The organism is Flexivirga sp. (genome assembly GCF_035551235.1).
Taxonomy (GTDB): domain Bacteria; phylum Actinomycetota; class Actinomycetes; order Actinomycetales; family Dermatophilaceae; genus Flexivirga.
On record NZ_DASZNO010000047.1, the window covers coordinates 82,121 to 104,882 of the forward strand.

The 22,762-nt window shown below is 69.1% G+C and carries 21 protein-coding genes and 1 tRNA gene; 4 read left to right on the forward strand and 18 right to left on the reverse strand.

Annotation, left to right across the window (positions count from 1 at the left end; all coding sequences use genetic code 11):
* Positions 1-76: 76 nt before the first annotated feature.
* The 11 genes from VG502_RS16980 to VG502_RS17030 form a co-directional block, all read right to left on the reverse strand.
* A complete protein-coding gene (locus VG502_RS16980) occupies positions 77-1,258 on the reverse strand; it encodes an O-succinylhomoserine sulfhydrylase (protein ID WP_325551262.1) in 1,182 nt (393 codons plus the stop codon).
* A 313-nt stretch (positions 1,259-1,571) separates the two neighbouring features.
* Positions 1,572-2,699, reverse strand: a complete 1,128-nt coding sequence (locus tag VG502_RS16985) for a bifunctional RNase H/acid phosphatase (RefSeq protein ID WP_325551263.1) — start codon at positions 2,697-2,699, stop codon at positions 1,572-1,574.
* 4 nt (positions 2,700-2,703) lie between these two features.
* Positions 2,704-3,453, reverse strand: coding sequence for a zinc ribbon domain-containing protein (locus VG502_RS16990; protein WP_325551264.1), 750 nt, complete (start codon positions 3,451-3,453; stop codon positions 2,704-2,706).
* Positions 3,450-4,310 carry a Nif3-like dinuclear metal center hexameric protein gene (locus VG502_RS16995; protein WP_325551265.1) on the reverse strand — a complete coding sequence of 287 codons (861 nt, stop codon included), beginning with the start codon at positions 4,308-4,310 and terminating at the stop codon, positions 3,450-3,452. Before VG502_RS16995 ends, VG502_RS16990 begins: the two co-directional genes overlap by 4 nt.
* Positions 4,311-4,489: 179 nt before the next feature.
* Positions 4,490-4,562: transfer RNA gene (locus VG502_RS17000), tRNA-Val, on the reverse strand.
* Between the two features lie 113 nt (positions 4,563-4,675).
* Positions 4,676-5,146, reverse strand: a complete 471-nt coding sequence (locus tag VG502_RS17005) for a peroxiredoxin (protein ID WP_325551266.1) — start codon at positions 5,144-5,146, stop codon at positions 4,676-4,678.
* Positions 5,143-5,565 (reverse strand): DUF3052 domain-containing protein, encoded by a 423-nt coding sequence (locus VG502_RS17010; protein WP_325551267.1) that lies wholly within the window; start codon positions 5,563-5,565, stop codon positions 5,143-5,145. The genes VG502_RS17005 and VG502_RS17010 overlap by 4 nt, the downstream gene beginning before the upstream one ends.
* 80 nt (positions 5,566-5,645) lie before the next feature.
* On the reverse strand, positions 5,646-6,533 hold the full coding sequence (gene pucL, locus VG502_RS17015) for a factor-independent urate hydroxylase (protein WP_325551268.1): 888 nt from the start codon (positions 6,531-6,533) through the stop codon (positions 5,646-5,648).
* A 6-nt stretch (positions 6,534-6,539) separates the two neighbouring features.
* Entirely contained in the window at positions 6,540-6,893 is a 354-nt protein-coding gene (gene uraH, locus VG502_RS17020; protein WP_325551269.1) for a hydroxyisourate hydrolase, read from the reverse strand.
* The gene (uraD, locus tag VG502_RS17025) at positions 6,890-7,417 is read right to left on the reverse strand and encodes a 2-oxo-4-hydroxy-4-carboxy-5-ureidoimidazoline decarboxylase (protein ID WP_325551270.1); all 528 of its coding nucleotides are present in this window, start codon (positions 7,415-7,417) and stop codon (positions 6,890-6,892) included. The genes uraH and uraD overlap by 4 nt, the downstream gene beginning before the upstream one ends.
* 65 nt (positions 7,418-7,482) lie before the next feature.
* Positions 7,483-8,238, reverse strand: a complete 756-nt coding sequence (locus VG502_RS17030) for an IclR family transcriptional regulator (protein WP_325551271.1) — start codon at positions 8,236-8,238, stop codon at positions 7,483-7,485.
* 89 nt (positions 8,239-8,327) lie between these two features.
* Here VG502_RS17030 and VG502_RS17035 point away from each other — a divergent pair, with 89 nt between their 5' ends.
* The 4 genes from VG502_RS17035 (at position 8,328) to VG502_RS17050 (ending at position 14,296) form a co-directional block, all read left to right on the forward strand.
* The gene (locus VG502_RS17035) at positions 8,328-9,572 is read left to right on the forward strand and encodes a DUF6986 family protein (protein WP_325551272.1); all 1,245 of its coding nucleotides are present in this window, start codon (positions 8,328-8,330) and stop codon (positions 9,570-9,572) included.
* Positions 9,573-9,596: 24 nt separating this feature from the next.
* A complete protein-coding gene (locus VG502_RS17040; RefSeq protein ID WP_325551273.1) occupies positions 9,597-10,418 on the forward strand; it encodes a bifunctional allantoicase/(S)-ureidoglycine aminohydrolase in 822 nt (273 codons plus the stop codon).
* A 157-nt stretch (positions 10,419-10,575) separates the two neighbouring features.
* A complete protein-coding gene (aceE, locus tag VG502_RS17045) occupies positions 10,576-13,338 on the forward strand; it encodes a pyruvate dehydrogenase (acetyl-transferring), homodimeric type (protein ID WP_325551274.1) in 2,763 nt (920 codons plus the stop codon).
* A 262-nt stretch (positions 13,339-13,600) separates the two neighbouring features.
* A complete protein-coding gene (locus tag VG502_RS17050; protein ID WP_325551275.1) occupies positions 13,601-14,296 on the forward strand; it encodes an AfsR/SARP family transcriptional regulator in 696 nt (231 codons plus the stop codon).
* Positions 14,297-14,308: 12 nt separating this feature from the next.
* Here the strand turns inward: VG502_RS17050 and VG502_RS17055 are convergent, their stop codons facing one another.
* The 7 genes from VG502_RS17055 to VG502_RS17085 all read right to left on the reverse strand — a co-directional run bounded on the left by VG502_RS17055 (position 14,309) and on the right by VG502_RS17085 (position 22,753).
* On the reverse strand, positions 14,309-14,533 hold the full coding sequence (locus tag VG502_RS17055) for a hypothetical protein (RefSeq protein WP_325551276.1): 225 nt from the start codon (positions 14,531-14,533) through the stop codon (positions 14,309-14,311).
* A gap of 195 nt (positions 14,534-14,728) precedes the next feature.
* A complete protein-coding gene (locus tag VG502_RS17060) occupies positions 14,729-14,974 on the reverse strand; it encodes a hypothetical protein (protein WP_325551277.1) in 246 nt (81 codons plus the stop codon).
* Positions 14,975-15,029: 55 nt separating this feature from the next.
* Positions 15,030-16,151 (reverse strand): glycoside hydrolase family 71/99 protein, encoded by a 1,122-nt coding sequence (locus VG502_RS17065; RefSeq protein WP_325551278.1) that lies wholly within the window; start codon positions 16,149-16,151, stop codon positions 15,030-15,032.
* Positions 16,148-17,713, reverse strand: a complete 1,566-nt coding sequence (locus VG502_RS17070) for a hypothetical protein (protein ID WP_325551279.1) — start codon at positions 17,711-17,713, stop codon at positions 16,148-16,150. Before VG502_RS17070 ends, VG502_RS17065 begins: the two co-directional genes overlap by 4 nt.
* Positions 17,710-19,101, reverse strand: coding sequence for an alkaline phosphatase family protein (locus VG502_RS17075; RefSeq protein ID WP_325551280.1), 1,392 nt, complete (start codon positions 19,099-19,101; stop codon positions 17,710-17,712). Before VG502_RS17075 ends, VG502_RS17070 begins: the two co-directional genes overlap by 4 nt.
* Positions 19,098-20,678, reverse strand: a complete 1,581-nt coding sequence (locus tag VG502_RS17080; protein WP_325551281.1) for an ArnT family glycosyltransferase — start codon at positions 20,676-20,678, stop codon at positions 19,098-19,100. Before VG502_RS17080 ends, VG502_RS17075 begins: the two co-directional genes overlap by 4 nt.
* The gene (locus VG502_RS17085) at positions 20,675-22,753 is read right to left on the reverse strand and encodes a metallophosphoesterase family protein (protein WP_325551282.1); all 2,079 of its coding nucleotides are present in this window, start codon (positions 22,751-22,753) and stop codon (positions 20,675-20,677) included. The genes VG502_RS17080 and VG502_RS17085 overlap by 4 nt, the downstream gene beginning before the upstream one ends.
* Positions 22,754-22,762: the final 9 nt, after the last annotated feature.

Sequence of the window (22,762 nt, forward strand, 5' to 3'; positions counted from 1 at the left end):
TCAGCCCGGTCCGTCCGAGCTCCCGCGGGTTGTCGCCACCACCGTAACGGGCGGCGTCCGGGTGCAGCGTGTCAGGTCAGCCCAGCGCACGCGTAAGGTCTCGCACGAGGTCGTCGGCATCCTCGAGTCCGACCGAGAGTCGCAGCACTCCGTCGGTGATGCCGACGGCCGCCCGAGCCTCCGCCCCCATCCGACGATGCGTCGTCGTCGCCGGGTGGGTGATGAGCGACTTGGAGTCGCCGAGGTTGTTCGAAATGTCAACGATCTCAAGGCTGTTCATCGCCTTGAAGGCCTCGTCCTTGCCGCCGTCGAGCTCGAACGTGACCACCGTGCCGCCGCCGCTCATCTGCCGCGTCGCCAGCTCGAACTGCTCGTGCGACTCCAGGAACGGGTACCAGACACGGCGCACCGAGGGGTGGTCCTGCAACGTCCGCGCCAGCCGCAGTGCGGACGCCGCCTGCGCCTCGACGCGCAGTCGCATCGTCTCCAGGCCCTTGACCAGGATCCAGGCGTTGAAGGCCGACATCGACGGGCCGGTATGCCGCAGCAGGTTCTCGACCGGACCGTGGATGTAGTCCTCCGGGCCGAGGATCGCCCCACCGAGGACGCGCCCCTGGCCGTCGATGTGCTTGGTCGCCGAGTAGACGACGATGTCGGCGCCGTGCTGCAGCGGTTGGGAGAAGACCGGCGTGCCGAAGACGTTGTCCACCACGACCTTCGCGCCCGCGGCGTGGGCCTGCTCGGTGACGAACTCCATGTCGACGAGTTCCTGCATCGGGTTGCTGGGCGTCTCGAAGAAGACCGCCGCGGTGGGTTCGGCGAGCGCGGCCTTCCACTGCTCGTTGTCCGGGCCGTCGACGAACACCGTCTCCACACCCCAGCGCGGCAGGATCTCGTCGAGGATCACGAAGCAGGATCCGAAGAGGCCACGTGCCGCCACCACGCGGTCGCCGGCGCCGAGCAGCGCCGCGAGCGCGGTGAAGACCGCACCCATGCCGGACCCGGTGGCGTAGCAGGCCTGCGCGCCCTCCAGTTGCCGCAGTCGCTCCTCGAAGACGGCGACCGTCGGGTTGCCGTAGCGGCTGTAGACGAACCGGTCGACGTCGCCGGTGAACGCGGCCTCGGCATCCTCCGCCGTCTCGTAGACGAAGCCGGACGTCAGATAGAGCGCCTCGGAGGTCTCCTCGAAGCCGCTACGGGCCAGACCGCCCCGAACTGCAACCGTATCCGGGGACCATTTCCTCGATCGTGACCTCATGAAACGCATATTTCCACACCTTCCCGAGCCTGCTCCCGTCGTGTCCACCTGGCAAAAAGGACGCGCGAGACGGTCACCCGTTCGAGTTGCGTGGAGTCGAGCAAAAGGACGCGAGACGACGACCAAGGCGGGCAAGTGACCGAGCGAGCTCGCGAGCCGGTCACCCGTGCGAGTTGGGAAGAGCCGGTCACCCGTGCGAGTTGGGAAGAGCCGAGCAAAAAGACGCGCGAGACGACGACCAAGGCGGGCAAGTGACCGAGCGAGCTCGCGAGCCGGTCACTTGCCCGCCTTGCGAGGAGTCGAGCAAAAAGACTCAGCGCAGGTGATGCGTGTCGTTGGTGTAGGCGACGTTCGCGGTGCCATCGGCATACACGTCGATCTCGGTGAGCGACGCCGGGTCGGCGGACAACAGCCACGCGTGCCCGAGGCTCATGCCGAGCAGGGAGCGCAACACGACCAGGATCGGCATCCGGTGCGTCGCGACGATGACCGTGCCGCCACGCTCGATGGCGCGTTCCCGTGCGGCGTTGATCCGGGTCGTCAGCTCCAGGTGGCTCTCGCCCCCGTCGACGCAGAAGTCCTCCTCCGCGCGCATCCGGGCCGGGTCGCCCGGGTAGCGTTCGCCGATCTCGGCGTAGCTCAGGCCGTCCCAGACGCCGAACGCCTGCTCGTCCCAGTCCTCGTCGACGATCGGGCGGACACCGAGCACGCGAGCCGCGGCAGCACCGGTCTGGCGCGCGCGGGCCAGCGACGAGGTGACCACGGTGACCGGCCCGGTCACCAACTCGCCGAGTGCCTCAGCCGCCCTGTCGGCCTGGGCCAGGCCCTTCGCGTTCAGCTGCGGATCGGATCCGCCGCGGCCGTCCAGGCGCCCGCCGACGGTGAAATCGGTGACGCCGTGTCGCAACAGGATCAGCCGGGTCTGAACGGTCCGGGTGGGCAGCGACGGGCGCGACTCCCGAGTGGACGCGGGCGCCGCGGCCTCGTCGGTCGTCTCGCGCCACAGGTCGCGCTCGACGTTCTTGCCGTCCATGCCGTCGTTGGACAGTTTGTCGGCCGCCTTGTTCTGGGCGCGCGGGATCCAGGTCCATTCGATCGACCCGCCCTCGGCACGCAGCCGGCGCACGATGTCCTGCGCCTCGCCGGCCAGCCGTCGCATGTCCTCGTGCTTGATCTTCCAGCGGCCGGCCATCTGCTCGATGACGAGCCGGGAGTCCATGCGGACCACGATCTCGGCGCCGGGATCGATCTCCTCCGCGGCGCGCAGCCCGGCGATCAGCCCCTGGTATTCGGCGACGTTGTTGCTCGCCTTGCCCAGCGGGGCGGCCCGCTCAGCCAGGAGCGACCGGTCCTGCGCGTCGCGCACGAGTGCGCCATACCCGGCGACACCGGGGTTGCCGCGAGAGCCGCCGTCGGCTTCGACGATCAGTGATCGACCCATACTTCTACAGACCCGACTCGGCGGTGCGGACCAGGATCCGGCGGCACTCCTCACAGCGCACGACCTCGTCCTCAGCGGCAGCGCGGATGCGAGCCAGATCTGCCTGACCGAGCTCCAAACCGCAACCACTGCAACGCTTCTGCTGCAAGGCAGCAGCCGCGACGCCACCCATCTGGTCACGCAACTTCTCGTAGAGGGCAAGCAAGTCCTGCCCCACACCGGGCGCGACATTGGCGCGCTCACGCTCGACGCTCTCGCGCTCGGTGACGATCTCCGCGAGCGCCTTCTGCTGCTCGGCCTGCAAGGTCTCGACGCGTCCGGCGGCCTCCTGCTGGGCGGTCTCCTTGGCGGTCAGGTCGGCCTGCAGGCTCTCGGCGCGCTCCATCACCTCGAGCTCGACATCCTCCAGCTCGGACTGCCGCCGCGCGAGGGTGTCCAGCTCGTGCTGGAGGTTCTGCAGCTCCTTGGCGGTGCCGGTGCCGCTCTCCAGCCGCTTGCGGTCGCGGTCGGCGCGGTCACGCACCAGCTGCACGTCGGCATCCGCCTTGCTGACGGCGCGGGCGTTGTCCTGCAACGCGGTCCGGGCGATCACGACATCCTCGGAGAGGCGTTGTGCGACGGCCTGCGCCTCGGTGAGTTGCGCCTGGATCGGCAGCGTGCGCTCCCGGTGACCGAGCTGGTCCAGGCGGGTGTCGAGCTTCTGCAGGTCGAGCAGTCGCCACTGGCGGGTGAGATCAGCCTTCACGGGCGTCATTGCTCCTTCGGTTCGGTCGGCTCGCCGTGCCCTGTCGGCACCACGAAATCCCAGGGATCAGTGCGCAATTGCGACACCGAGGTCTGCACGTCATACCCCTGGGCGCGTAGCGCCGTGCGCAGACGCTCGGCGCTGTCGGCGAGCCAGAGCGACTCGGTCGCCCAGTGCCCGGCGTCGATCAGGTATGGCGCTCCGCCGCGCGCCTCCTCGCGTGCCTCGAGAGCGGGGTGGTGACGCAGGTCGGCGGTGACGTAGACGTCGGCCCCGCTGCGCCGGACCGCGTCGAAGCGGTCGTCCCCTGCGCCGCCCATCACGGCGACCCGACGCACGGCGGCGTCCGGGTCGCCGCTGACACGCAATCCGGCGGGGGCTGCGGGCAACGCATCGGCCAGCGCTCGCGCGAACGCGCCGAGGGTGGTCGGTTGCGCGAGGTCGCCGACCCGGCCGACCGGCTGGCCGCCCTCCTCGTCGAGCGCGTCGGCGTCGGCCGGCAGACCGCAGGCGCCCGCCAGCGCATCGTTGACGCCCGGTGTGGCGACGTCGGCGTTGGTGTGTGCGCAGTAGAGCGCGAGGTCGGCGACGACGAGAGTGGTGATCGCCGCGCCCTTCGCGGTCGTGGTGGCCACCGAGTGCACCCCGCGCAGCAGCAGCGGGTGATGCGTCACGAGCAGGTCGGCACCGCTGTCACGTGCTTCCTCGATGACGGCGAGCGTCGGGTCGACCGCGAACCGGACACGTTGGATCTCCTGCGCCGCGTCACCGGTGACCAGACCGACGCGATCCCAGTCCGCCGCGGTCTGCGGCGGGTAGAACCCGTCGAGCACCCGGATGGTCTCCGCGAGGGTGGGACTGGTCACGTAGTGCCTCTCTCTTCGGTGCCGGTGTATGGCCGATGTGCAGTTGAACGCGGCGAGGAACGAGCCGTCCCTCATCGCCACCAGTGGACACGCGGCCGAAGGCCGCCAAAAACACAGTTCGGGTTCATTGGTGATGGGTGGGCGGTGATGAGGCACGAATCATCGCAACCCATCACCAGTGGACCCGGCCGGCCTCGAACCGACGACAACCGCGGTGTAAACGCGGTGCTCTACCAACTGAGCTACAGGTCCCGAACGCAACACGTTGACGCATGATGTGTGCAGTGCCTCGTCATTCTGCCAGTCGCACCCGAAGCCACAAACTTCGCGGGCACGCACCGCAGGCGATCCGGGCCGGCAGCCGGTCAGAGCGTCGCCAGCACCTCGCGGTATCCCGCGAAATCACGCGCCTCACCGGGTCCGTTGACCTGCGACCAGCGGATCGTGCCGGACGTGTCGACCAGGAAGGTGCCGCGGATCGCCATACCGGCTTCGGTGTTGAAGACGCCGTAGGTGTCGGCGACCGCGCCGTGCGGCCAGAAGTCGGACAGCAGGTCGAAGTCGTAGTGCTCGGAGTCGGCCCACGCCCGCAGCGTGAACATCGGGTCACACGAGATCGCGACAACCTCGGCCGCACCGTCGCCGGTGAAACCGCCGATGTCGTCGCGAATCCCGCACAACTCGCCGGTGCACACACCGGACCAGGCGAACGGATAGAAGACCAGCAGCACCGGCTTGTCCGCGATGCGCTCACACAGCGACACGGACTCGCCGTGCTGGTTCCGCAGCGCGAAATCGGGCGCGGTGTCGCCGACGGACGGTGGCCGGTCGGTCATCGCTGCTTGGCCACTCCGCCCTGCACGAGCTTGGTGGCGATCCACTCGGCGCCGGCGCGGGTGGAGGTTCCGGCATTGAGCCCGGCGGTCTGCGCGGCTTCGGCGATGTCACTCGCGTCCACGTGGTCCGGGTGGCCGGCACCCGGCACGAGCAGGACGACGAAGCCCTTGTCGGCCAGGTTCGTCAGCGCGTCGACGCAATCGTCGATGAGATCGCCGTCCCCCTCACGCCACCACAGGATCACAGCGTCCACGACGCCGTCGTAGTCTTCGTCCTCCAGACCCGAGCCGGTGATTTCCTCGATCTGCTCGCGGACAGCGACGTCGACGTCGTCGTCCCAGCCGAGTTCTTGCACCACCTGGTCTTTTTCGAAGCCGAGTTTCTCGGCCAGTGCGGTTTTCTGGGCCCCAATTGCCATGGCCGTAGTTCACTAGGAACTGCGCCGGTTTGCAACCGGACGCCGAGAAAAAGCGCCCGGTTGCTCCGGACAGCGCAGTCCTACCAGGCCTGTCCCGGGTCGTATGCCGAGGACTTGTCGACGTCCTCGCTGCGCTTGATGGTCGCCTCGATCAATCCGTACGGCCGGTCGGCGGCGTGATGGACCTCACAATTGTTCTCGACGCCGAACGGGCTCAGGTCGACCACGAAGTGGTGCTTGTTCGGACAGCTGAAGCGGACCTCGGCGACACTCGGCACGGCATCCAGGACCGCCGTGCCCATCTCCCACAGCGTGTGCTGCAGTGCATAGCTGTATGCCGCGGCGAACGCCCCGGTGATGGCGTCCTTCACCTCGTCGAAGGCCTTGCCCCAGTCGACCTCGGTGCCGTCGTGCGCCCACTGCGCGGTCACGGCGGTGGCCATGATGCGGTCGTTCGTGGGCTGCAGCGTCGTGTACTTGTCCTGGTAGAACCCGTGGAACTCCGAGTCGGTCGTCTTCAGGACCGTGAGGTCCTTCAAACCGCTGACGACACTGGAGCTGTCGGCGGTGCGGCTGACCGTGACGGTCCGGACGTAGTCACCGTTCTTGACGAATGCGTGCGCGTTGTCGTGCGAGCGAGCCCACGGGACCGCATCGATGGTGATCCGGGCGGCGCTGACCTGCGGCACCTCGATGAAGTGGTCGGCGAGCGCCAGAGCGAACGACTCCGGCTCGCGGACGGCGTCGCCGGCTTCCTTGGCGAACGAATTGACGGTGTTCTTGCACGCATCGGTGGTGAGCACCTTGCTCTGGTCACCGTTGATGTGTGCGTCGTCGAAGTCGCCCGACAGGGAGACCGAGACGTTGTAGTCGACGAGGTCGTGCGGTGCCTTGGGGTCGTCGCGGAAAACGCGGACGACGTGGACCTCGGCCTTGCCGTACTGGTTGTGCCCGAGCACATAGGACATTGCGGATCAGCTCCCTCTATAGGTGGAGTACGCGAACGGACTCAGTAGCAACGGCACGTGGTAGTGCCGCTCTTCGTCGACGACGAAGGTGATCGCCACCTCGGGATAGAAGGCCCGGACCCCGGCAGCCTCGAAGAAGCTGCCGGTGGCGAAGACGATGCGGTAGGTGCCGTGCTGCAGCCCGTCGGGCACCAGCCCGGCGACCCGGCCGTCATCGTCGGTGGTCCCGGAACCGATGGGCTGACCATCGGAACCGGCACCGGTCTGTGCGAACACCGTGACCCGGACGCCGGCTGCCGGCGTCCCGTGGACGGCGTCCAGAACATGGGTGGACAGGGTGGAACTGGCGGTGGAGTTCATCGATTGAAGGCTCCTTCCAACCGCAGGCGGGTGATCTGCCGCAGCTGCTCACGCACCTCGGCCGACTCGGTGTCGTCGTCGTTGCCGAGACGACGCTGCAACTCGTCCAGGATCTCGCGCGGGGTGCGGCCTGCGGCGCGGATCAGGAAGACCCGATCGAAGCGCTGCTCGTAGGCCAGGTTGCCCTGCACGATCTGCGCGGCGACCTCCGCGTCAGCCGACTGCATGGCGGATTGCTCGGACCGCGAGAGCCGGGCTGCGGTGTCGGCGCCCGACACCCGGTCCCCGATCCGCGGATGCCCGGCGAGCGCTGCATCGAGTTCCGCCGGCGCGAGTGTGCCGAAGACCGCGTCCGAGGCGTCGGCGAGCGCGGCGACATCGGCGTACGGACGCCCGGCGACGACCGCGTGCGCCCACTGCGGGCTGCTGCACAACGCGAGTAGCGTGCGGACCGCTTCGTCGGCCGGAGCCGTGGCGAAGCACGCCAGCTGCTCGTTTCGTTGCGTGGAATCAATATTCCGCATGAAGAAATGGTGCGTCGTTTTCAACAAACTGTCAAGGCCCGTGACGACTCCGGGCCTGCCGCCGATCAGCCGGCGAGTTGCGCGGCGAGCTCGCCGGCCACCTCACGCATCACCGGGATCGCGCGCTCCTGCAGCTCGTCGGTCATCCGTGCCGCCGGCCCGGAGATGGACAACGCGAGCTGCGAGACGCCGCCCACGACCGGTAGCGCCAGGCAGATGACGCCCTCCTCCATCTCGCCGAACTCGTGGGCGACACCCTGCTCGCGCACCTCGGCGAGCTGGGCGATGAACTCCTCCGGGTCGACGATCGTGGCCGGCGTCACCGCGGGCATGCCGACCCGATCGAGGATGCCGCGGACCGCGTCGTCGTCGAATTGTGCGAGCAGCACCTTGCCGGCCGCGCGGCAGTGCGGGTGCACGTGCTGTCCCAGTTGGGTGAACATCCGCATCGCGCGCGGCGACGGGGCCTGTCCGACATACACCAGCATGTCGCCGTCCATCGCGGCGAGATTGGCACTCTCGCCCAGCCGCCGCACGACCTCGGCCAGCTTGGCACTGCTGCGCGATCCGAAGGCGTCGAGCGCGGCGTTGCCCAGCGGGATCAACCGGGAGCCGAGTGCGTACCGACGATCCGGCAGTTGCCGCAGATAGTTGCGATCCACCAGGGTCCGGACCAGCCGGTGAATGGTCGGCATCGGCAGGCCCGAAGCCGCGCTGATCTCGACGAGGGCCATCTCACCGCCGCTCTGATCGATCAGCTCGAGTATGTCGAGCGCACGCCCCACGGACTGCACACCCCCGGGTCGGGTCTGCTGTGTCATGACCACTCCTCTACAGTCCTGCGATTCGCCAACATGGAATTTTTACTCCATGATACGGAATAATGGAACCAGGACCGAGAGGAGCCACCGTGTCCGATCTCCGCGCCGCTCTCACCGAGCGGCTCGACGCCGAGCTGGTCGACGCCGACGCGGCGCTCGTGCGCCATTATCCGGGTCAGCCATCCGGCCGCCACCCGGTTCACACCGTCTACCTGCCCGCCGACCGGTGCACCGCACAGGACGTGCGCACCTTCGCCGCCACGGCACGCGAGTTGCTGGCGTCATACGCGCCATCCGCCGACGAACTCGCCCGTGCCACAGGCGAATCCGTCGATGACGTCGCGGCCGTCTACGACCGGCTGGTCGCCAAGCTCGAGCAGGATCCGATCGAGGACCTGCGCGCCGACTTCGAGGACGGCTACGGCGTGCGCCCCGACGAGGCCGAGGACGGACACCTGGCCGGCGTACTCGCCGGCTTCGGCGAACTCGCCGGCCAGGAACAGCTGCCGACCTGGCACGGCATCCGCTTCAAGTCGTTCGAGGCGCCGACGCGAGCACGCGGCGTGCACACCCTGGTGGACTACCTGGCCGGTATGGCGCAGGCCGGCCTCCTGGACGGCAACGTCCTGACCCTGCCCAAGGTGACCAGCGTCGATCAGGTGGCGGCGATGGACACGGCATGCAGCGCACTCGAGAAGGAACTTCAATTGCCTTCCGGCAGTGTGCGATTCGAGGTGCAGGTCGAAACCCCACAGGCGATCCTCGCCACCGACGGGAGCGCTGCGGTCGCCCGCATGGTCCACGCCGCCCCGGGCCGGGTGAGCTCATTGGTCTACGGCACGTTCGACTACAGCGCGGGTCTCGGCATCGCCGCCGCCTACCAGGCGCTGGACCACCCCGCCGCGGACCATGCCAAGTCCGTCATGCAGGTCGCAGCCGCGCAGACCGGCACCCGGATCTGCGACGGCTCCACCAACGTCGTGGCCTTCGGCGACCGCGACTCGGCACATGCGACCTGGCGGCTGCACACCGGCCTCGTGACGCGCTCGCTGGTACGCGGCATCTACCAGGGCTGGGACATGCATCCGGGTCACCTGATCTCCCGCTACGTGGCCAACTACCTGTTCTTCCGGCGTGCGCTACCCAGTGCCGCGGCGCGCCTGGCGGCATACGTCCAGCAGACCGCCGGCGGCGACGTCATGGACGAGCCCGCCACCGCCAAGATGCTCGCCGACGCGCTGCTGCGCGGTGTGCACTGTGGCGCCGTCGGCGCGGACGAGGTCGAATCCGCCTGCAGTCTCAACGTTTCCGAACTCACCGAACTCACCCACTAGGACACGAGGACCGAGGAGCCATTAATGACCGAGTACTACACACCACGCGGCGGGCTGCCTGCACAGACCGAGCTGACCACGGAACGCTCGATCTTCACCGAGGCGTATGCCGTTCTGCCCCGGCGCACGATGAGCGACATCACCACCAGCCGCCTGCCATTCTGGGACGACACCCGCCTGTGGGTGCTCGCGCGTCCGTTGACCGGATTCGCCGAGACCTTCTCGCAGTACATCGTCGAGGTCGGCCCGGGCGGCGGCAGCGACCGGCCGGAGAACAACCCCGAGGCCGAGAGCGTGCTCTTCGTCGTGGACGGAGAGCTTCGCCTCGACCTCGCGGGCACCGAGCATGCCCTGCGCCCAGGCAGTTACGCCTTCCTCTCCCCCGGCGAGCAGTGGACCCTGCGCAACGACTCGACGGCAACGGCGACCTTCCACTGGATCCGCAAGCGGTATGCCGTCGTCGAGGGCGTCGAGACGCCGGAATCCTTCGTCACGCACGAGTCCGACGTGGAGATGGGTGCGATGCCCGACACCGACGGCGCCTGGTGCACCCAGCGGTTCACCGACCCCGACGACGTCCGGCACGACATGCACGTGAACATCGTCACGTTCCAGCCCGGCGGTGCGATCCCGTTCCCCGAGACGCACGTCATGGAGCACGGGCTGTACGTGCTGGAGGGCAAGGCCGTCTACCTGCTGAACAAGGACTGGGTCGAGGTGCAGGAGGGTGACTTCATGTGGCTGCGCGCGTTCTGCCCGCAGGCCTGCTATGCCGGCGGCCCCGGTCGATTCCGCTACCTGCTCTACAAGGACGTCCACCGCCACGCTCCCCTGAACCTGCCGTGAACCGCCCATGCCGGGCACCCCTGAAAGCTACTGACCAGTAGACGAACCCTCCATCCTCCGGCCACCCGGCCGGGTAGAAGATGGATTCAACCGGACACCCCCGAGAAAACACATCGCAGTCGCGCACACCCGCGACAGCGCATGAGAGGAGCCACTCATGGCGCGCGAGGACGCAGGACCCATCCTCAACGGCATTCCCAGCCAGCTGCCTGACATCGACCCCGAGGAGACCCAGGAGTGGTTGGACTCGCTGGACGGCATCATTGCCGACGGCGGCAAGACCCGTGCCCGCTACGTCATGCTGAAGCTGCTCGAGCGGTCCCGCGAGAAGCAGATCGGTGTGCCGTCGCTGACCGCGACCGACTACATCAACACCATCAGCCCGGAAGCCGAGCCGTGGTTCCCGGGTGACGAAGAGGTCGAGCGCCGCTACCGCGCCTGGATGCGGTGGAACGCCGCGATGATGGTGCACCGTGCGCAGCGCCCCGGCGTCGGCGTCGGCGGGCACATCTCGACATACGCCTCGGCCGCCACGCTGTACGAAGTCGGCTTCAACCACTTCTTCCGTGGCAAGGACCACCCCGGCGGCGGCGACCAGGTCTTCATCCAGGGCCACGCCTCCCCCGGCATCTACTCGCGCGCCTTCCTCGAGGGCCGCCTGTCGGAGGACCAGCTCGACGGGTTCCGCCAGGAGCACTCGCACATCGTGCAGGGCCAGGGCATGGGCCTGCCGTCATACCCGCACCCGCGGAACATGCCCGACTTCTGGGAGTTCCCGACGGTGTCGATGGGTATCGGCCCGATGAACGCGATCCACCAGGCGCAGTTCAACAAGTACCTCCACGGCCGCGGTCTGAAGGACACCAGCCAGCAGCACGTGTGGGCGTTCCTCGGTGACGGCGAGATGGATGAGCCGGAGTCGCGTGGCCTGTTGCAACTGGCCGCGAACGAGGAGCTGGACAACCTCACCTTCGTCATCAACTGCAACCTGCAGCGACTCGACGGTCCGGTGCGCGGCAACGGCAAGATCATCCAGGAGCTGGAGAGCTTCTTCCGCGGCGCCGGCTGGAACGTCATCAAGTGCATCTGGGGCCGCGGCTGGGACCCGCTGCTGGCCGCCGACCGCGACGGCGCGCTCGTCAACGTCATGAACACCACGCCGGACGGTGACTACCAGACCTTCCGCGCCAACGACGGCGCCTACGTCCGCGAGCACTTCTTCGGCCGCGACCCGCGCACGCGGGAGCTGGTCAAGGACTGGTCCGACGAGGACATCTGGTGGAAGCTCAAGCGCGGTGGCCACGACTACCGCAAGGTGTATGCCGCCTACCGCGCCGCGGTCGAGCACAACGGCCAGCCGACCGTGATCCTGGCCAAGACCATCAAGGGATACAGCCTCGGCACCCACTTCGCCGGCCGCAACGCGACCCACCAGATGAAGAAGATGACGCTGGAGGACCTCAAGGGCTTCCGCGACTCGCTGCAGATCCCGATCAGCGACGCGCAGCTGGAGGACAACCCCTACCTGCCGCCGTACTACCACCCGGGCGAGAGCGACCCGGCGATCCAGTACCTGCGCGAGCGTCGTAGCAAGCTCGGTGGTGCGGTGCCGGAACGCCGGCACGCCTCCAGAGCGCTGAAATTGCCTGAGGACAAGGCATATTCGGCCGCGAAGAAGGGCTCGGGCAAGCAGGAGATCGCCACCACGATGGCGTTCGTGCGAATCCTGAAGGACCTGATGCGCGACAAGGAGTTCGGCAAGCACGTCGTGCCGATCATCCCCGACGAGGCGCGGACGTTCGGCATGGACTCGTTCTTCCCGACTTCCAAGATCTACAACCCGCACGGGCAGCAGTACACCTCGGTCGACGCCGAGCTGATGCTGGCCTACAAGGAGGCCATCAACGGGCAGATCCTGCACCTGGGCATCAACGAGTCGGGTTCGGTCGCGGCGTTCACCGCCGCCGGCACGTCATACGCCACACACGACGTCCCGATGGTGCCGATCTACATCTTCTACTCGATGTTCGGCTTCCAGCGGACCGGCGACTTCATCTGGGCGGCTGCCGACCAGATGACGCGTGGCTTCCTGGTGGGCGCGACCGCCGGGCGGACCACCCTGACCGGTGAGGGTTTGCAGCACGCCGATGGTCACTCGCACCTGCTCGCGGCGACGAATCCCGCTGTCGTTGCTTATGATCCGGCCTACGGCTACGAGGTTGCGCACATCGTCCAGGACGGGCTGCGGCGCATGTTCGGCGACAACGCGGAGAACATCTTCTACTACCTCACGGTCTACAACGAGCCGATGCAGCAGCCGAAGGAGCCGGACAACGTCGATGTCGACGGGATCCTGCGCGGCATGCACCTCATCGCGGAGGGCAGCACCGACGGCGCCGCAGCCGACGCACCGCGCGCCCAGCTGCTGGCCTCCGGTGTCGGGGTGCCGTGGGCCCTGGAGGCGCAGCAGTTGTTGCGCGATGACTGGGGCGTGGTGGCCGACGTGTGGTCGGTGACGTCCTGGAACGAACTGCGCCGTGACGGTGAGGAGTCCGACAAGCTGCGGTTCCTGCACCCGGAGGAGGAGCAGCGGACGCCGTTCGTGTCCCAGCAGTTGCAGGGCCGTCCGGGCCCGGTGCTGGCGGTGTCGGACTGGATGCGCTCGGTGCAGGAGCAGATCCGCCCGTGGGTGCCCGGCGACTACGTCGCGCTCGGCGCCGACGGATTCGGCTTCAGCGACACCCGCGCCGCGGCTCGTCGGGTGTTCCACATCGACGGCCCGTCGCTCGTGGTGCGCACGCTGCAGGAGCTTGCTTCCCGTGGTGAGATCGCGCCGCAGGCGGCGCTCGACGCGGCACAGAAGTACGACCTGCTCAACCCGCAGGCCGGGACCAGCGGCAACGCCGGCGGGGAGTCCTGACCGGACAGCATCCCCTGCGCATGAGTTCGGCCCCTCGGTGACTCGTCACCGAGGGGCCGAACTCATGCCGGAGGGTTTCTACCCGGCCGATGCTCGGCTGCGCAACACTATCCGCGTCACGCCCGCAGCCGTGCAATATCGCGGCGCGCCAGATGGCCCTCGTTAAACTGAAGGACTACATCTGGGGAGGTGTGAGACGAACAATGCGCAGAACCCGGCGGACGACGTTCCCCCGGGGAGCACCAGCGAGTGGCACCTTGCGTTGATCGGCGGCTATCGGCTGAGCCGGGGCAACCAAGTGGTCAGCGTCTCCGGTGCCGCCCAACGGCTGGTCGCCTATCTTGCGCTGCACGAGGGCTCGCCACGCCTGGTCGTGGCGGCCGGCTTGTGGCCCGAGTCGTCCGACGAGCATGCGTTGTCCAACCTGCGCACCACGACGAGTCGGCTGCGCAAGACCACGCCCGGTCTGCTCGCCCCCAGATCCCAGACGTTGCGCCTGGACCCCACCGTGCGAGTGGATCTCGAGGACGTCCTCGCGGCTGCCGAGACCGCCGCAGAGGCCGCCCATCCGGCTGCACTGGCCCGTCGGTTGGCCCGCGTCGGGGACCTGCTGCCCGGCTGGTACGACGACTGGGTGCTGTTCGAGCGAGAACAACTGCAGCAGCAGTTGATCAGCGCGTCGGAGACCCTCGCCGAGCGGCTGTTGTCGGCCGGTGAGGTGGCTGCCGCCGTCGCGGCGGCCACCGCGGCGATCCACCGGGAACCGTTGCGGGAGAGTTCGCACCGCCTGCTGGTACGGGTGCACCTGGCCGCCGGAAACCGGGTCGAGGCGTGGCACGCCTATGAGCGGTTCCGCAGGCGAAGCATCGCCGAAGTCGGGCTGGCTCCGGACAGCAGCTTTCAGGCGCTGGTCGCCGAACTGGCCCGTGAACGCCAACGCCGCAGGAGATCATCGTGATGTCCTCGGCCGTCATCCGGTGGTGGACGGCAGCCTGGGCCACGTGTCGTCCTCGGAGCTGGGCGGCCCGGTGCGCGCCATCCACTCCTGCACATACGTCAGCACCACCTCGGGATCTGCGAGCACGACGGACTGACCCGCACCGGACGGGTCCGTCGTGGTCACCCGCGCCCGAAACGTCGGTGCGTACCACACCCGCACCACCAGGGCGTCGTCCTCGTTCGACGAACCAACCATGCCGTGCCTCACCTCGCCGCTCACTCGCGAGCGCCGACGCGGCTCACGACGCCATCGAAGGTGACGGCGTCGCACTCGTCGGCCACAGGACTCGCAACATCCAGTAGGACACAGCGGCCGCCGCTGCGGGGTGACGGTTGGGCAACCGTTGCGTGACACCCGCGGCGTGCTGTCCCCGACGCCGGCACGATCGATCTACCGGGGCCGGGGCAGCCTGTCGGATTCCTGCTCCGGCCCCACGGAGACCTGTACGCCGGCGCGTAGCAGCAGCATCACCACCCGCTCCGGAACCTGCTGGCTCCCGGTGCGATTGCAGTGCGGGCAGGTGAACCGGATCGTCGTGTCATCCCTGGCGCGTACCGGAATGTCGATCAGCGCCGTGCCGGCAGCCAACTCGATATCGCCGCACCACTCGCAGCTGGTGGTGATGATGTTCGCCATACCTCATCGTCGCGCAACTGCCTGTGAATCGCGTGCGTGCGGACTCGTACCGGACCTACCGCCGACTTCGCAGGCGAGCACGGCGAGCGACGAACGCGCCGACGACCAGGGTCCCGGCGGCCAGCGCACCCGCGGCCTGCATCCCGGTCCACGGCGGAGTGCTCAGCGGGGATGTCCGGCTCGCCGGCGGGACGCCGTGCTGGTGCGGTAGGACGCCGGCCAGGGCGTCCAGTTCCTGGCGTCCGTATCGATGCCCCGGCTCGATGTACGTGTTCTCCGACCACTCGTTCCAGCTGATCACACCGACCGCGTCGGGTCGGCTGCCGAGAGCGTCCTGGAAACTCTTCAGCAGCGTCTGCCCCTGGTCCCGAGGCACGATGCGCGTGTGCCCGAGGGTCCGCCCGTCGAAGCCGGCTAGGGCGGGGGCCAGCCAGATCCCGTGGTGGCCGTGCACCGCTGCAGCCAGGTCGTGCAACCGTCGTCGGGTGTAGGCGGTGCCCGGGTTGGCCGACGACCAGTAGTAGGCGTCGCCATCGACATACGCAGCGAGTCGCCGGTACTCCTCGGCGCTCTTGGCGGAGGCCAGGAGGTCGGCCCGTCCGCCGATCGCGGCGCGGACCCGACGCACGTCGGCGACGGAGTAGTGCTGCGTGCCGGTCCAGATGATGACCGGCCGCCCGAACCGCGAGCTGAGCTGCGGACCCCACCGGGTCACCAGCTCGACCATGTCATGACGAACCGTGGCGATGGGTAGCGGACGCCGGCGGAAGTCCAGTGCTTCGTAGACCACTCCGATGTCGAAGTGCCGCGGCCCCGCCTCGTCCAACAGCATCTGCAGCCGCCGGTTGAGCACGGGGGTGCTCTTCCAGGAGGTCAGGAAACCGGTCAGGCCGGCGGACTGCGCCTGGCCGATCTGCTGGCGCAGCACCGCGCGGTCATCGCTGGAGTAGTCGCCGGCCAACGGGTGATCGACCTTCGCGCGGTTCCAGGACGTGGGGTTGAACCATTGGTAGAAGTACGCGTAGACGGGAACCTGCTCGCGGCTCGCCGGCGCGCTCGCGCTCGCCGGTGCTGGGGGAAACGACAGGAACACGGCCATCACCAGGACGACGAGCACGGCCGGCACGCCATACGCGCGGGTCGGCGCCGTCCGCCGCAGGATGCGAGTGAATGTCATGTTCGACCCTCCAGGTGTGTCGGCCGCCGACGGCGGTGCAGGTGCTTGCCGGTGAGCACCATCGCGGCGGCGACGACCAGCAGCGAGACACCGAGCAGGGCGAGGTCCGCTCGGGTGATCACGCGCAGGTCGGCATCGGTGTTGCGTGAGACGAGCACCGGGTAGTGACCGCCGAACGCGGCTCGGGCGACGTGTATCTGGTAGAGCCCGCGTGGGAGCGCCTCGATCCGAGCCGGCGTCGTGGTGCGGACGCTGCGGCGCGCTCCGGACGCGGACGTGAGCACCGTCCGGGAGGAGATCCGCTGGCCCAGCAGTGCGTCATACACCGTCACCGTCAGCGCGTACACCGACAGTGTGATCCGTCCCGGGTCCCGTTGCGCGGGGTCGATCCGCTGCCGCCCCGCGAACACAGTGTTCGCCCCGTCGGTCCACACGGCGGTGACGGTGTAGTGCAGCCGCCGCGCCACCCATCGGCCGTGCACCTGCCGCGGAGCGACGGAGGGCAGCACGACCGGTGCGCTCAACTGCGGCTGCCGGATGGTGATGACTCGCCCGTTCTGGCTCAGCTGCATCCGTTGGACCCGGTCCGCGGGAATGGTCCTGCCGCGCGGGTCGACGAACCGGAAGGTGACGGGCCGGGAGACCGACAGCGCGACGAGCAGGTGCCGTTCTCGGGGAACCCGCGGCCCCGTGGTGGTGGCGGCCGTGACCCGCACGACCCGCCGGGCCGGGCTCGCGGTGTCGGAGACGAGCACCTTCGGAACCGCACGAGCCACGTTGAGGTCCGACACCGGAACGGTCGCGGTGCCGGCCGGTCCGGTGGTGGCGGTCAGTGCGCCGAGCCCGAGCGTGACCCCGGCGAGCTCCGGCACCGTTCGGATGGTGACCGTGCCCGTCACGGGTGCGAGCGACACCACCCATGAAGGGTGTCCCAGGGGATCGAATCGCGGTCCTGCCGTGGTGACCGCCACGGGGCTGGTAGTGGTGACATGGTCGACCCCCCAGGTCACCTGTTGTGTCCGCAGTGAACCGTGCCGGAGCACCGCTCGACGCGCGAGGAGCCGGACCGTCTGCCCGGGCCGGGCCGCCTCCACGGCCCCGGTGATTGCGTGCAGGCGGATCCCGCTCACCTGGGCGGGCACCACGGTGGAGGCACCCGAGGTGATCCGCAGCGACACGGTCGAGGTCAGCGCCAGGCCGATGGACAGCCGGCTGACGTGTGAGGCCAGGTGAGGGTCCGGGTGGACGTGCGTCATACGGACGGTCGTGTCGGCGTTCAGTCGGGAGCCGGCCAGGGTGACGCGCCGGGCGATACCGTTGAGGTCGGCCACCGCGACGTCCGCCGTGCCTGCGGGTCCGGTGGTCACGGTCGCCCCCGCGACGTCGAGCCGGACTCCCGGTGTCGCGGGAACCGTGCGCAGCTGCACCGTGCCCGCCCTGCCGGGACCGGTGGCGGAGGAGACGGGTGCTGCCAGCGTCGGCAGCAGCAACACCGAGGCGAGCGCAATCACCACGGCTCGGTGAGCGCGCGACCAGACCGACCGCCGGGCGGAGCTGATCATGAGCTGTCCCCGACCCGTGGGACGCGCCGGGTGCGCCAGACGATCGCCGAGACGCACGCAGCACCGAGGAACAGCACTCCCAGATAGCCCACGTACAACACGAGCCGGTCGGGCACGTGCGGCGGTGCGCTCGTGGGTGTGACACCCACCAGCGCCGGCCGGTTCGGCGCAGCGCGGAAAGTGAATCGGGCCAACAGATTCGGGGCGTCGCGGTCGCGGCTGGTCAGCGGCGGCAGCGCCCAGTTCTGCTCGATCAGCTTCAGGAGGGCGGCGCTGTCCAACGTGGTGTGGTCGACGGTGCCGGCTCGCAGGTAGGGGCTGATGGCCACGGTCGGCACGCGCAACCCGCGGCCTGCGCCGCCCGGTGCAGCGATCGGCGCGACGTGGTCGTACCACCCACCGGGATCGGCATACGTCAGGAAGAACACCGAGTCGCGCTGCGCGGAACTGCCGAGCAGGGCGTTGGCGACACCTCGCACCACCGCCTGCCCGCTGATCGGGTCCTGCGGGGGCTTCTCCGTGTGCTGTGTCGTGACGACGAGGGCGACTTGCGGTAGCGCGTCGCGTGCCAGGTCCTGGTAGTAACTGCTCAGCGGCACGACGTGTCCACGCAGCGACGCCCCCAGCCACCGGTTCTCCGCGAGCAGGGGCACCCGGGCGACCTGGCCCTGCACGTGCTGGTCCGACCCCTTCGCGGTTCTGATCGTCGAATCCGCCTCGTAGTTCTCGACATACACCTTCCAGGAGACGCCGCCCGCACGGAGCCGATCGAAGATCAACGGCGTGTCTCCCCACCCCTTTGCCGGCACGGCGGAGACCGCACCGGGTGCGGTTGCGGCCACCGCGAACAGGTCATTGGCGACGCTGCCACCGGGCACCGCGGCGAACCAGCGGTCGAAGACGACGCCACGGTCCGCGAGCCCGTTCAGGATCGGCAGCCGCTTCGTCGCGTAGTAGCCCATCGCGACGCGCCCGCTCGAGCCGTGCAGCGCCTGCGCCCGCACAAAACCGTTCATCCGGCCGCCGGCCACGGACGTGCGTTGCCCGGCCGCGGTGGCCGGCAGCGCAGCGTGCGGCGAGCCGCTGATCGGGTGCGGCGCCACGCACGGGGACGACGCGGTGGCGCCGGGCAGGCACACCTCCGGCAGGCCGCCGGTGCCGGGTCGGCTGCCCAGGTAGTTGTCGAACGTGTGCCCCTGCTGGGTCATGATCACGACGTGCCGCAACGGTGTGCGGCTCGGTGCCGGTGCTGAGGCGTGGTCCTGCGCCGGCGCCAGCGCGCGGGCGGGTGCGGCCGGCGCGAGCGGAAGAACCGCGGCCGCTGCGAGCCCGACCAGGGTCCCCAGCGCTGCGCGCACCGCTGTGCCGGTCCGACGACCGCCGGTCATGGCGTCACCTGATAGATGGTCACGAGCCGCCGCCCGTCGGCGGACCGCTCGGTCAGCACCGGTATGCCGTGGAACCGTCGCACCAATTCCATTGCGCGTGCTGCGAAGTGGGCCGATCGACCCGCCGAGAACCGGTCCCAGACGATGTATTGGTACTGCCCGCTGCGCAGCGCGTGGTCGGCGTTGCGGATCGGGATGTATGACGGGTTGCGGTGCAACGGGTTCGGGCTGACCGACAGCCCGTCGGCGCGCCGCCCACCGTAGAACTGCAGGACGTTCGCCATCGATGGTCCGATCGTGATCAGTTGGGTTCCGGGTGCGGTGTGGCCGGCGATCCAGCGACCTGCTTCCCGTCCGCCGGGCAGTCCGCCCGCGCCTGCCAGACCCGACGCCGTCGGCGACACGATCCCGGCGATCGATGGCACCACCAGCGTCACGACACACGCCACGGCCAGCAGCCGCCCGCCGACGGCCCGGACGCGGCCCGCCCGACTGATCCGCGCCACCGCGACCGCCGCGAGCACCGCGAACGGCGGCGCCAGCGGCACGAGGTAGGCGAAACCCTTCGTCGGCCAGATCTCGAAGTACGCCAGGGGCACCAGCACCCAGCACAGCAGCAGGGTCTCCCGCCAGCTCAGCCTCCGGCGGAACAGGACCAGCCCCGCACCTGCGGTGACGAGGAGTAGCGCCCCGATGGAGCCGCCGACGGTGACCGGATAGAAGGACAGGGAGTGGTTCGGGGGTCGGGACAGCTGCCAGACCAGGTAGGACTGGCCGCCGCGAGCGCCGCCCGACACGCTTGTCAGCACGGGGTAGGTCATGGTGCAGGCCAGGGTGAGCGCGGCCGCGGCGATCGGGTAGCGCACCGGGCGCCATACCCGCATGCCCAGCGCGAGGAACGCGAATCCGGCGCCGAGCAGGATCACCGCGGGCTCCTTGCACAGTGCCGCCAGCCCGAGCAGTATGCCGGCCGCCGGTAGGAGCCGCCCGTCGCTGCGGCGGGCCGCGACCGCGAACGTCGTCAGTGCCGCCGTCGCGAAGAACGTCATCGGGCCGTCGAGCATGATCTGGCGACTGATCACCACGTGATAGGGCATCACCGCCAGGAACAGCGCGGCGAGCGCGCCGACCCGGGCGTCGTAGAGCGTCCGACCCAGGACATGGACCAGCGCAATGGTGCCCATCCCGAACGCAGCTGCCACGTAACGACCGGCTTGGTCCGGCACACCGCTGCTGTACAGCGGCGAGATGAGGACCTGCACCAGCAGCGGATGCGCCCGCACGATGGGGAACAGCGGGGTGAAGTGCGGGTTTCCCGACAAGGAGGCGGCCTGTCCGGCATACACCGCCTCGTCGCTGTTGAGCCCGACCGCTCCGAGCCCGATCAGGCGCAGGGCCGCGCCGCTCGCCAGGGCGACGATGAGGACGACCGTGCTCAGCTGCGGGCGTCGGTGCGGCTGGTGCCGCCGACCGGCGATGCGTGCCATCGTCCGGGAGATCGACCCGGCGAGCACAGGTGCCGGAGGACGGCGGTCGCCGGCACGGGGCTGCGCGGCCCGTGCCGCCTGCTCGGTCACCGGACACTCGCGACGGCGTTCGAGGATGCGACGACGTCGGGCGACATCCACGACGGCGCGAACGCCGCGTCGTCGAAGGCCACGTCATACGTGCGACCCGTCTGCGTGTCCCCGATCTGCAGCGCGGCGATCGGAGCCGTGCCGACGTCCGCCGCTGCCGAGGAGAGCGACGCCACCGGCACGCCGTCCAGCCACACCTCCAGCCGTCCGGTCGCCGTGCCCGGCGTCGTGTCGACGGCGCGATGGACCTCCAGCGCATGCCAACCGGGTGTGACCGTCACGCTGCTGGTCACGGACGATCCGGTCCGGTCGTTGTGTATGCCGAGGTGCCCGGCCGCGGTGACGTAGGCGTACGCGAGCGATGCTCCGGACGCGTCCCGCAGGCGCAGCAGGTTGACCTGCGCCTGCTGGGACGCGATCGCGAACCACACCTGCCCGTAACCGTCCGCGTACTGACTCAGGAGGGTCTTCTTGGCGTAGGTGGCACCGTTCGTGGTGTTGCCGCGCGCGGCGTGGGAACCGCCGTGCACCCAGTCGCTCTCGACGCTCAGGCCGGCGGAGCTGCTCCAGGCACCCATGTTCCCGGCCTCGAAGTCGTCGGCGAACACGGGTCCGGCCGTCGGCTGCCCGGCGGCGAGCGGGAACTGGTAGGTCTGCACGTCGAAGGTGCGCCCGAGCGAGTCGGTCGGCGCGACGGTGACCTGTGTCCCGGAGACGGTCACTTTGAGGAAGTGATAGACCTGTGACCCCGCGACGGGGCGGGTCGCCGCCCCGCAGGCGCTCCCGGTGGACTTGGAGGGCGACCAGCCGCGTGCGTAGGCATCGATCGTGCTGCACGGCCCCACCGGCTCCAGGCTGCCTCCGCCGCCACCGGTGACGTAGCTGATCGGCATACCCGGTGCGCTCGGCAGATTGCGCTGGTACAGGTGGGCATGCCCGTTGAAGACGATCTGGACGCCGTGCGAGCCCAGTACGCCTTCGAGGTTGTTCGGGCCGCTGAGGAACGTGTCCGAGGACTCCGTCGGGTTGTCGACATACAAGGGGTAGTGGAAGAACGCGAACTTCAGCTGGCTGGGGTGCGATGCGAGATCGGCCAGCAGCCACTGGTACTCGGGGTCGCCCGGTGCCCAGTGCGCGGCCGCATCGTTCGCGTATGGCGTGGCGGTGCCCTTGTTGGTGTCGCCCCAGGCGGCATCCAGCACGTAGAAGCGAGCACCGCCGGCGGTGAAGGCGTACCACTCGCTGGCGTAGTGGGCGGAGATTGTTCCGTTGACACAGCAGTAGACGTCGTCCTGGTAGCGGCCGTTCGATCCGGCGACTGCGGCGTCCTGGGTCCAGGTGGTGATGTCCGTGTGCGAGGTGCCCGACAGGCCGTGGTTCCCGGCGGCGGTGAAGATCGGCGTTGTCGGGCTCGGGACCGTCCAGAACTGACTGCCGAAGATCGCGCTGGTACTCGCGCCCGTCTGCTGCAGATCCCCGTAGTTGAGCTGGTTGCCACTCGGATAGCCGTTGTCCCCGACGGTGACCATGAAGCGCGCCCCGCTGGCCGCGACCTGACTCATCAGATTCGCCGCGTCCGGGTTGGTGCCAGCCGCGTTGACCATGCCCCAGTCACCCATCACGTCGAAGCTGAACGGTGATGTGTCGCCCGGCTGCTGCTGGGTGACGAAGGTCGGTGAGGGGCTACCCGCCAGCAGGTCCGTCCCGGCGAGAAAGACGCGGTAGCAATAGGTTCCGGCCGTCGGCAGGCTCAGGTGGGCGGTCCATTGGTACTCCCCGACGGTGCCCACCGTGATCGACCTGCGGCTCGGCACGAGCGTGGCCGACAGGGTGCAGCCGGACGTCGTGACCGGGCCGTAGGTCACGGTGGCGTTGGTCGCGGATCGGTCGGTGGCGAAGTTCACCGCCACGCCCAGCCCGACGAGGTCCGTCAGGTATGGCGCCCGGGAGAGATGCGCATCCATCGCCGACGCGACCGAGCCCGCTCGGCCGGTGCCCGCGCCGACGAGCACCAGGACCGCGGCGAGGATCGCGATGATCGCGGCGCGCAGTCCGCGCCGCAGGCTGGTGCTCATGATCGTGTC

What these genes read in the sequence shown, in the direction of transcription:
- VG502_RS16980 (WP_325551262.1), bottom strand. Translation starts at nt 1,258, where the DNA reads ATGAGGTCACGATCGAGGAAATGGTCCCCGGATACGGTTGCAGTTCGG.
- VG502_RS16985 (WP_325551263.1), bottom strand. Translation starts at nt 2,699, where the DNA reads ATGGGTCGATCACTGATCGTCGAAGCCGACGGCGGCTCTCGCGGCAAC.
- VG502_RS16990 (WP_325551264.1), bottom strand. Translation starts at nt 3,453, where the DNA reads ATGACGCCCGTGAAGGCTGATCTCACCCGCCAGTGGCGACTGCTCGAC.
- VG502_RS17005 (WP_325551266.1), bottom strand. Translation starts at nt 5,146, where the DNA reads ATGACCGACCGGCCACCGTCCGTCGGCGACACCGCGCCCGATTTCGCG.
- VG502_RS17010 (WP_325551267.1), bottom strand. Translation starts at nt 5,565, where the DNA reads ATGGCAATTGGGGCCCAGAAAACCGCACTGGCCGAGAAACTCGGCTTC.
- pucL (WP_325551268.1), bottom strand. Translation starts at nt 6,533, where the DNA reads ATGTCCTATGTGCTCGGGCACAACCAGTACGGCAAGGCCGAGGTCCAC.
- uraH (WP_325551269.1), bottom strand. Translation starts at nt 6,893, where the DNA reads ATGAACTCCACCGCCAGTTCCACCCTGTCCACCCATGTTCTGGACGCC.
- uraD (WP_325551270.1), bottom strand. Translation starts at nt 7,417, where the DNA reads ATGCGGAATATTGATTCCACGCAACGAAACGAGCAGCTGGCGTGCTTC.
- VG502_RS17030 (WP_325551271.1), bottom strand. Translation starts at nt 8,238, where the DNA reads ATGACACAGCAGACCCGACCCGGGGGTGTGCAGTCCGTGGGGCGTGCG.
- VG502_RS17040 (WP_325551273.1), top strand. Translation starts at nt 9,597, where the DNA reads ATGACCGAGTACTACACACCACGCGGCGGGCTGCCTGCACAGACCGAG.
- aceE (WP_325551274.1), top strand. Translation starts at nt 10,576, where the DNA reads ATGGCGCGCGAGGACGCAGGACCCATCCTCAACGGCATTCCCAGCCAG.
- VG502_RS17055 (WP_325551276.1), bottom strand. Translation starts at nt 14,533, where the DNA reads ATGGTTGGTTCGTCGAACGAGGACGACGCCCTGGTGGTGCGGGTGTGG.
- VG502_RS17060 (WP_325551277.1), bottom strand. Translation starts at nt 14,974, where the DNA reads ATGGCGAACATCATCACCACCAGCTGCGAGTGGTGCGGCGATATCGAG.
- VG502_RS17065 (WP_325551278.1), bottom strand. Translation starts at nt 16,151, where the DNA reads ATGACATTCACTCGCATCCTGCGGCGGACGGCGCCGACCCGCGCGTAT.
- VG502_RS17070 (WP_325551279.1), bottom strand. Translation starts at nt 17,713, where the DNA reads ATGATCAGCTCCGCCCGGCGGTCGGTCTGGTCGCGCGCTCACCGAGCC.
- VG502_RS17075 (WP_325551280.1), bottom strand. Translation starts at nt 19,101, where the DNA reads ATGACCGGCGGTCGTCGGACCGGCACAGCGGTGCGCGCAGCGCTGGGG.
- VG502_RS17085 (WP_325551282.1), bottom strand. Translation starts at nt 22,753, where the DNA reads ATGAGCACCAGCCTGCGGCGCGGACTGCGCGCCGCGATCATCGCGATC.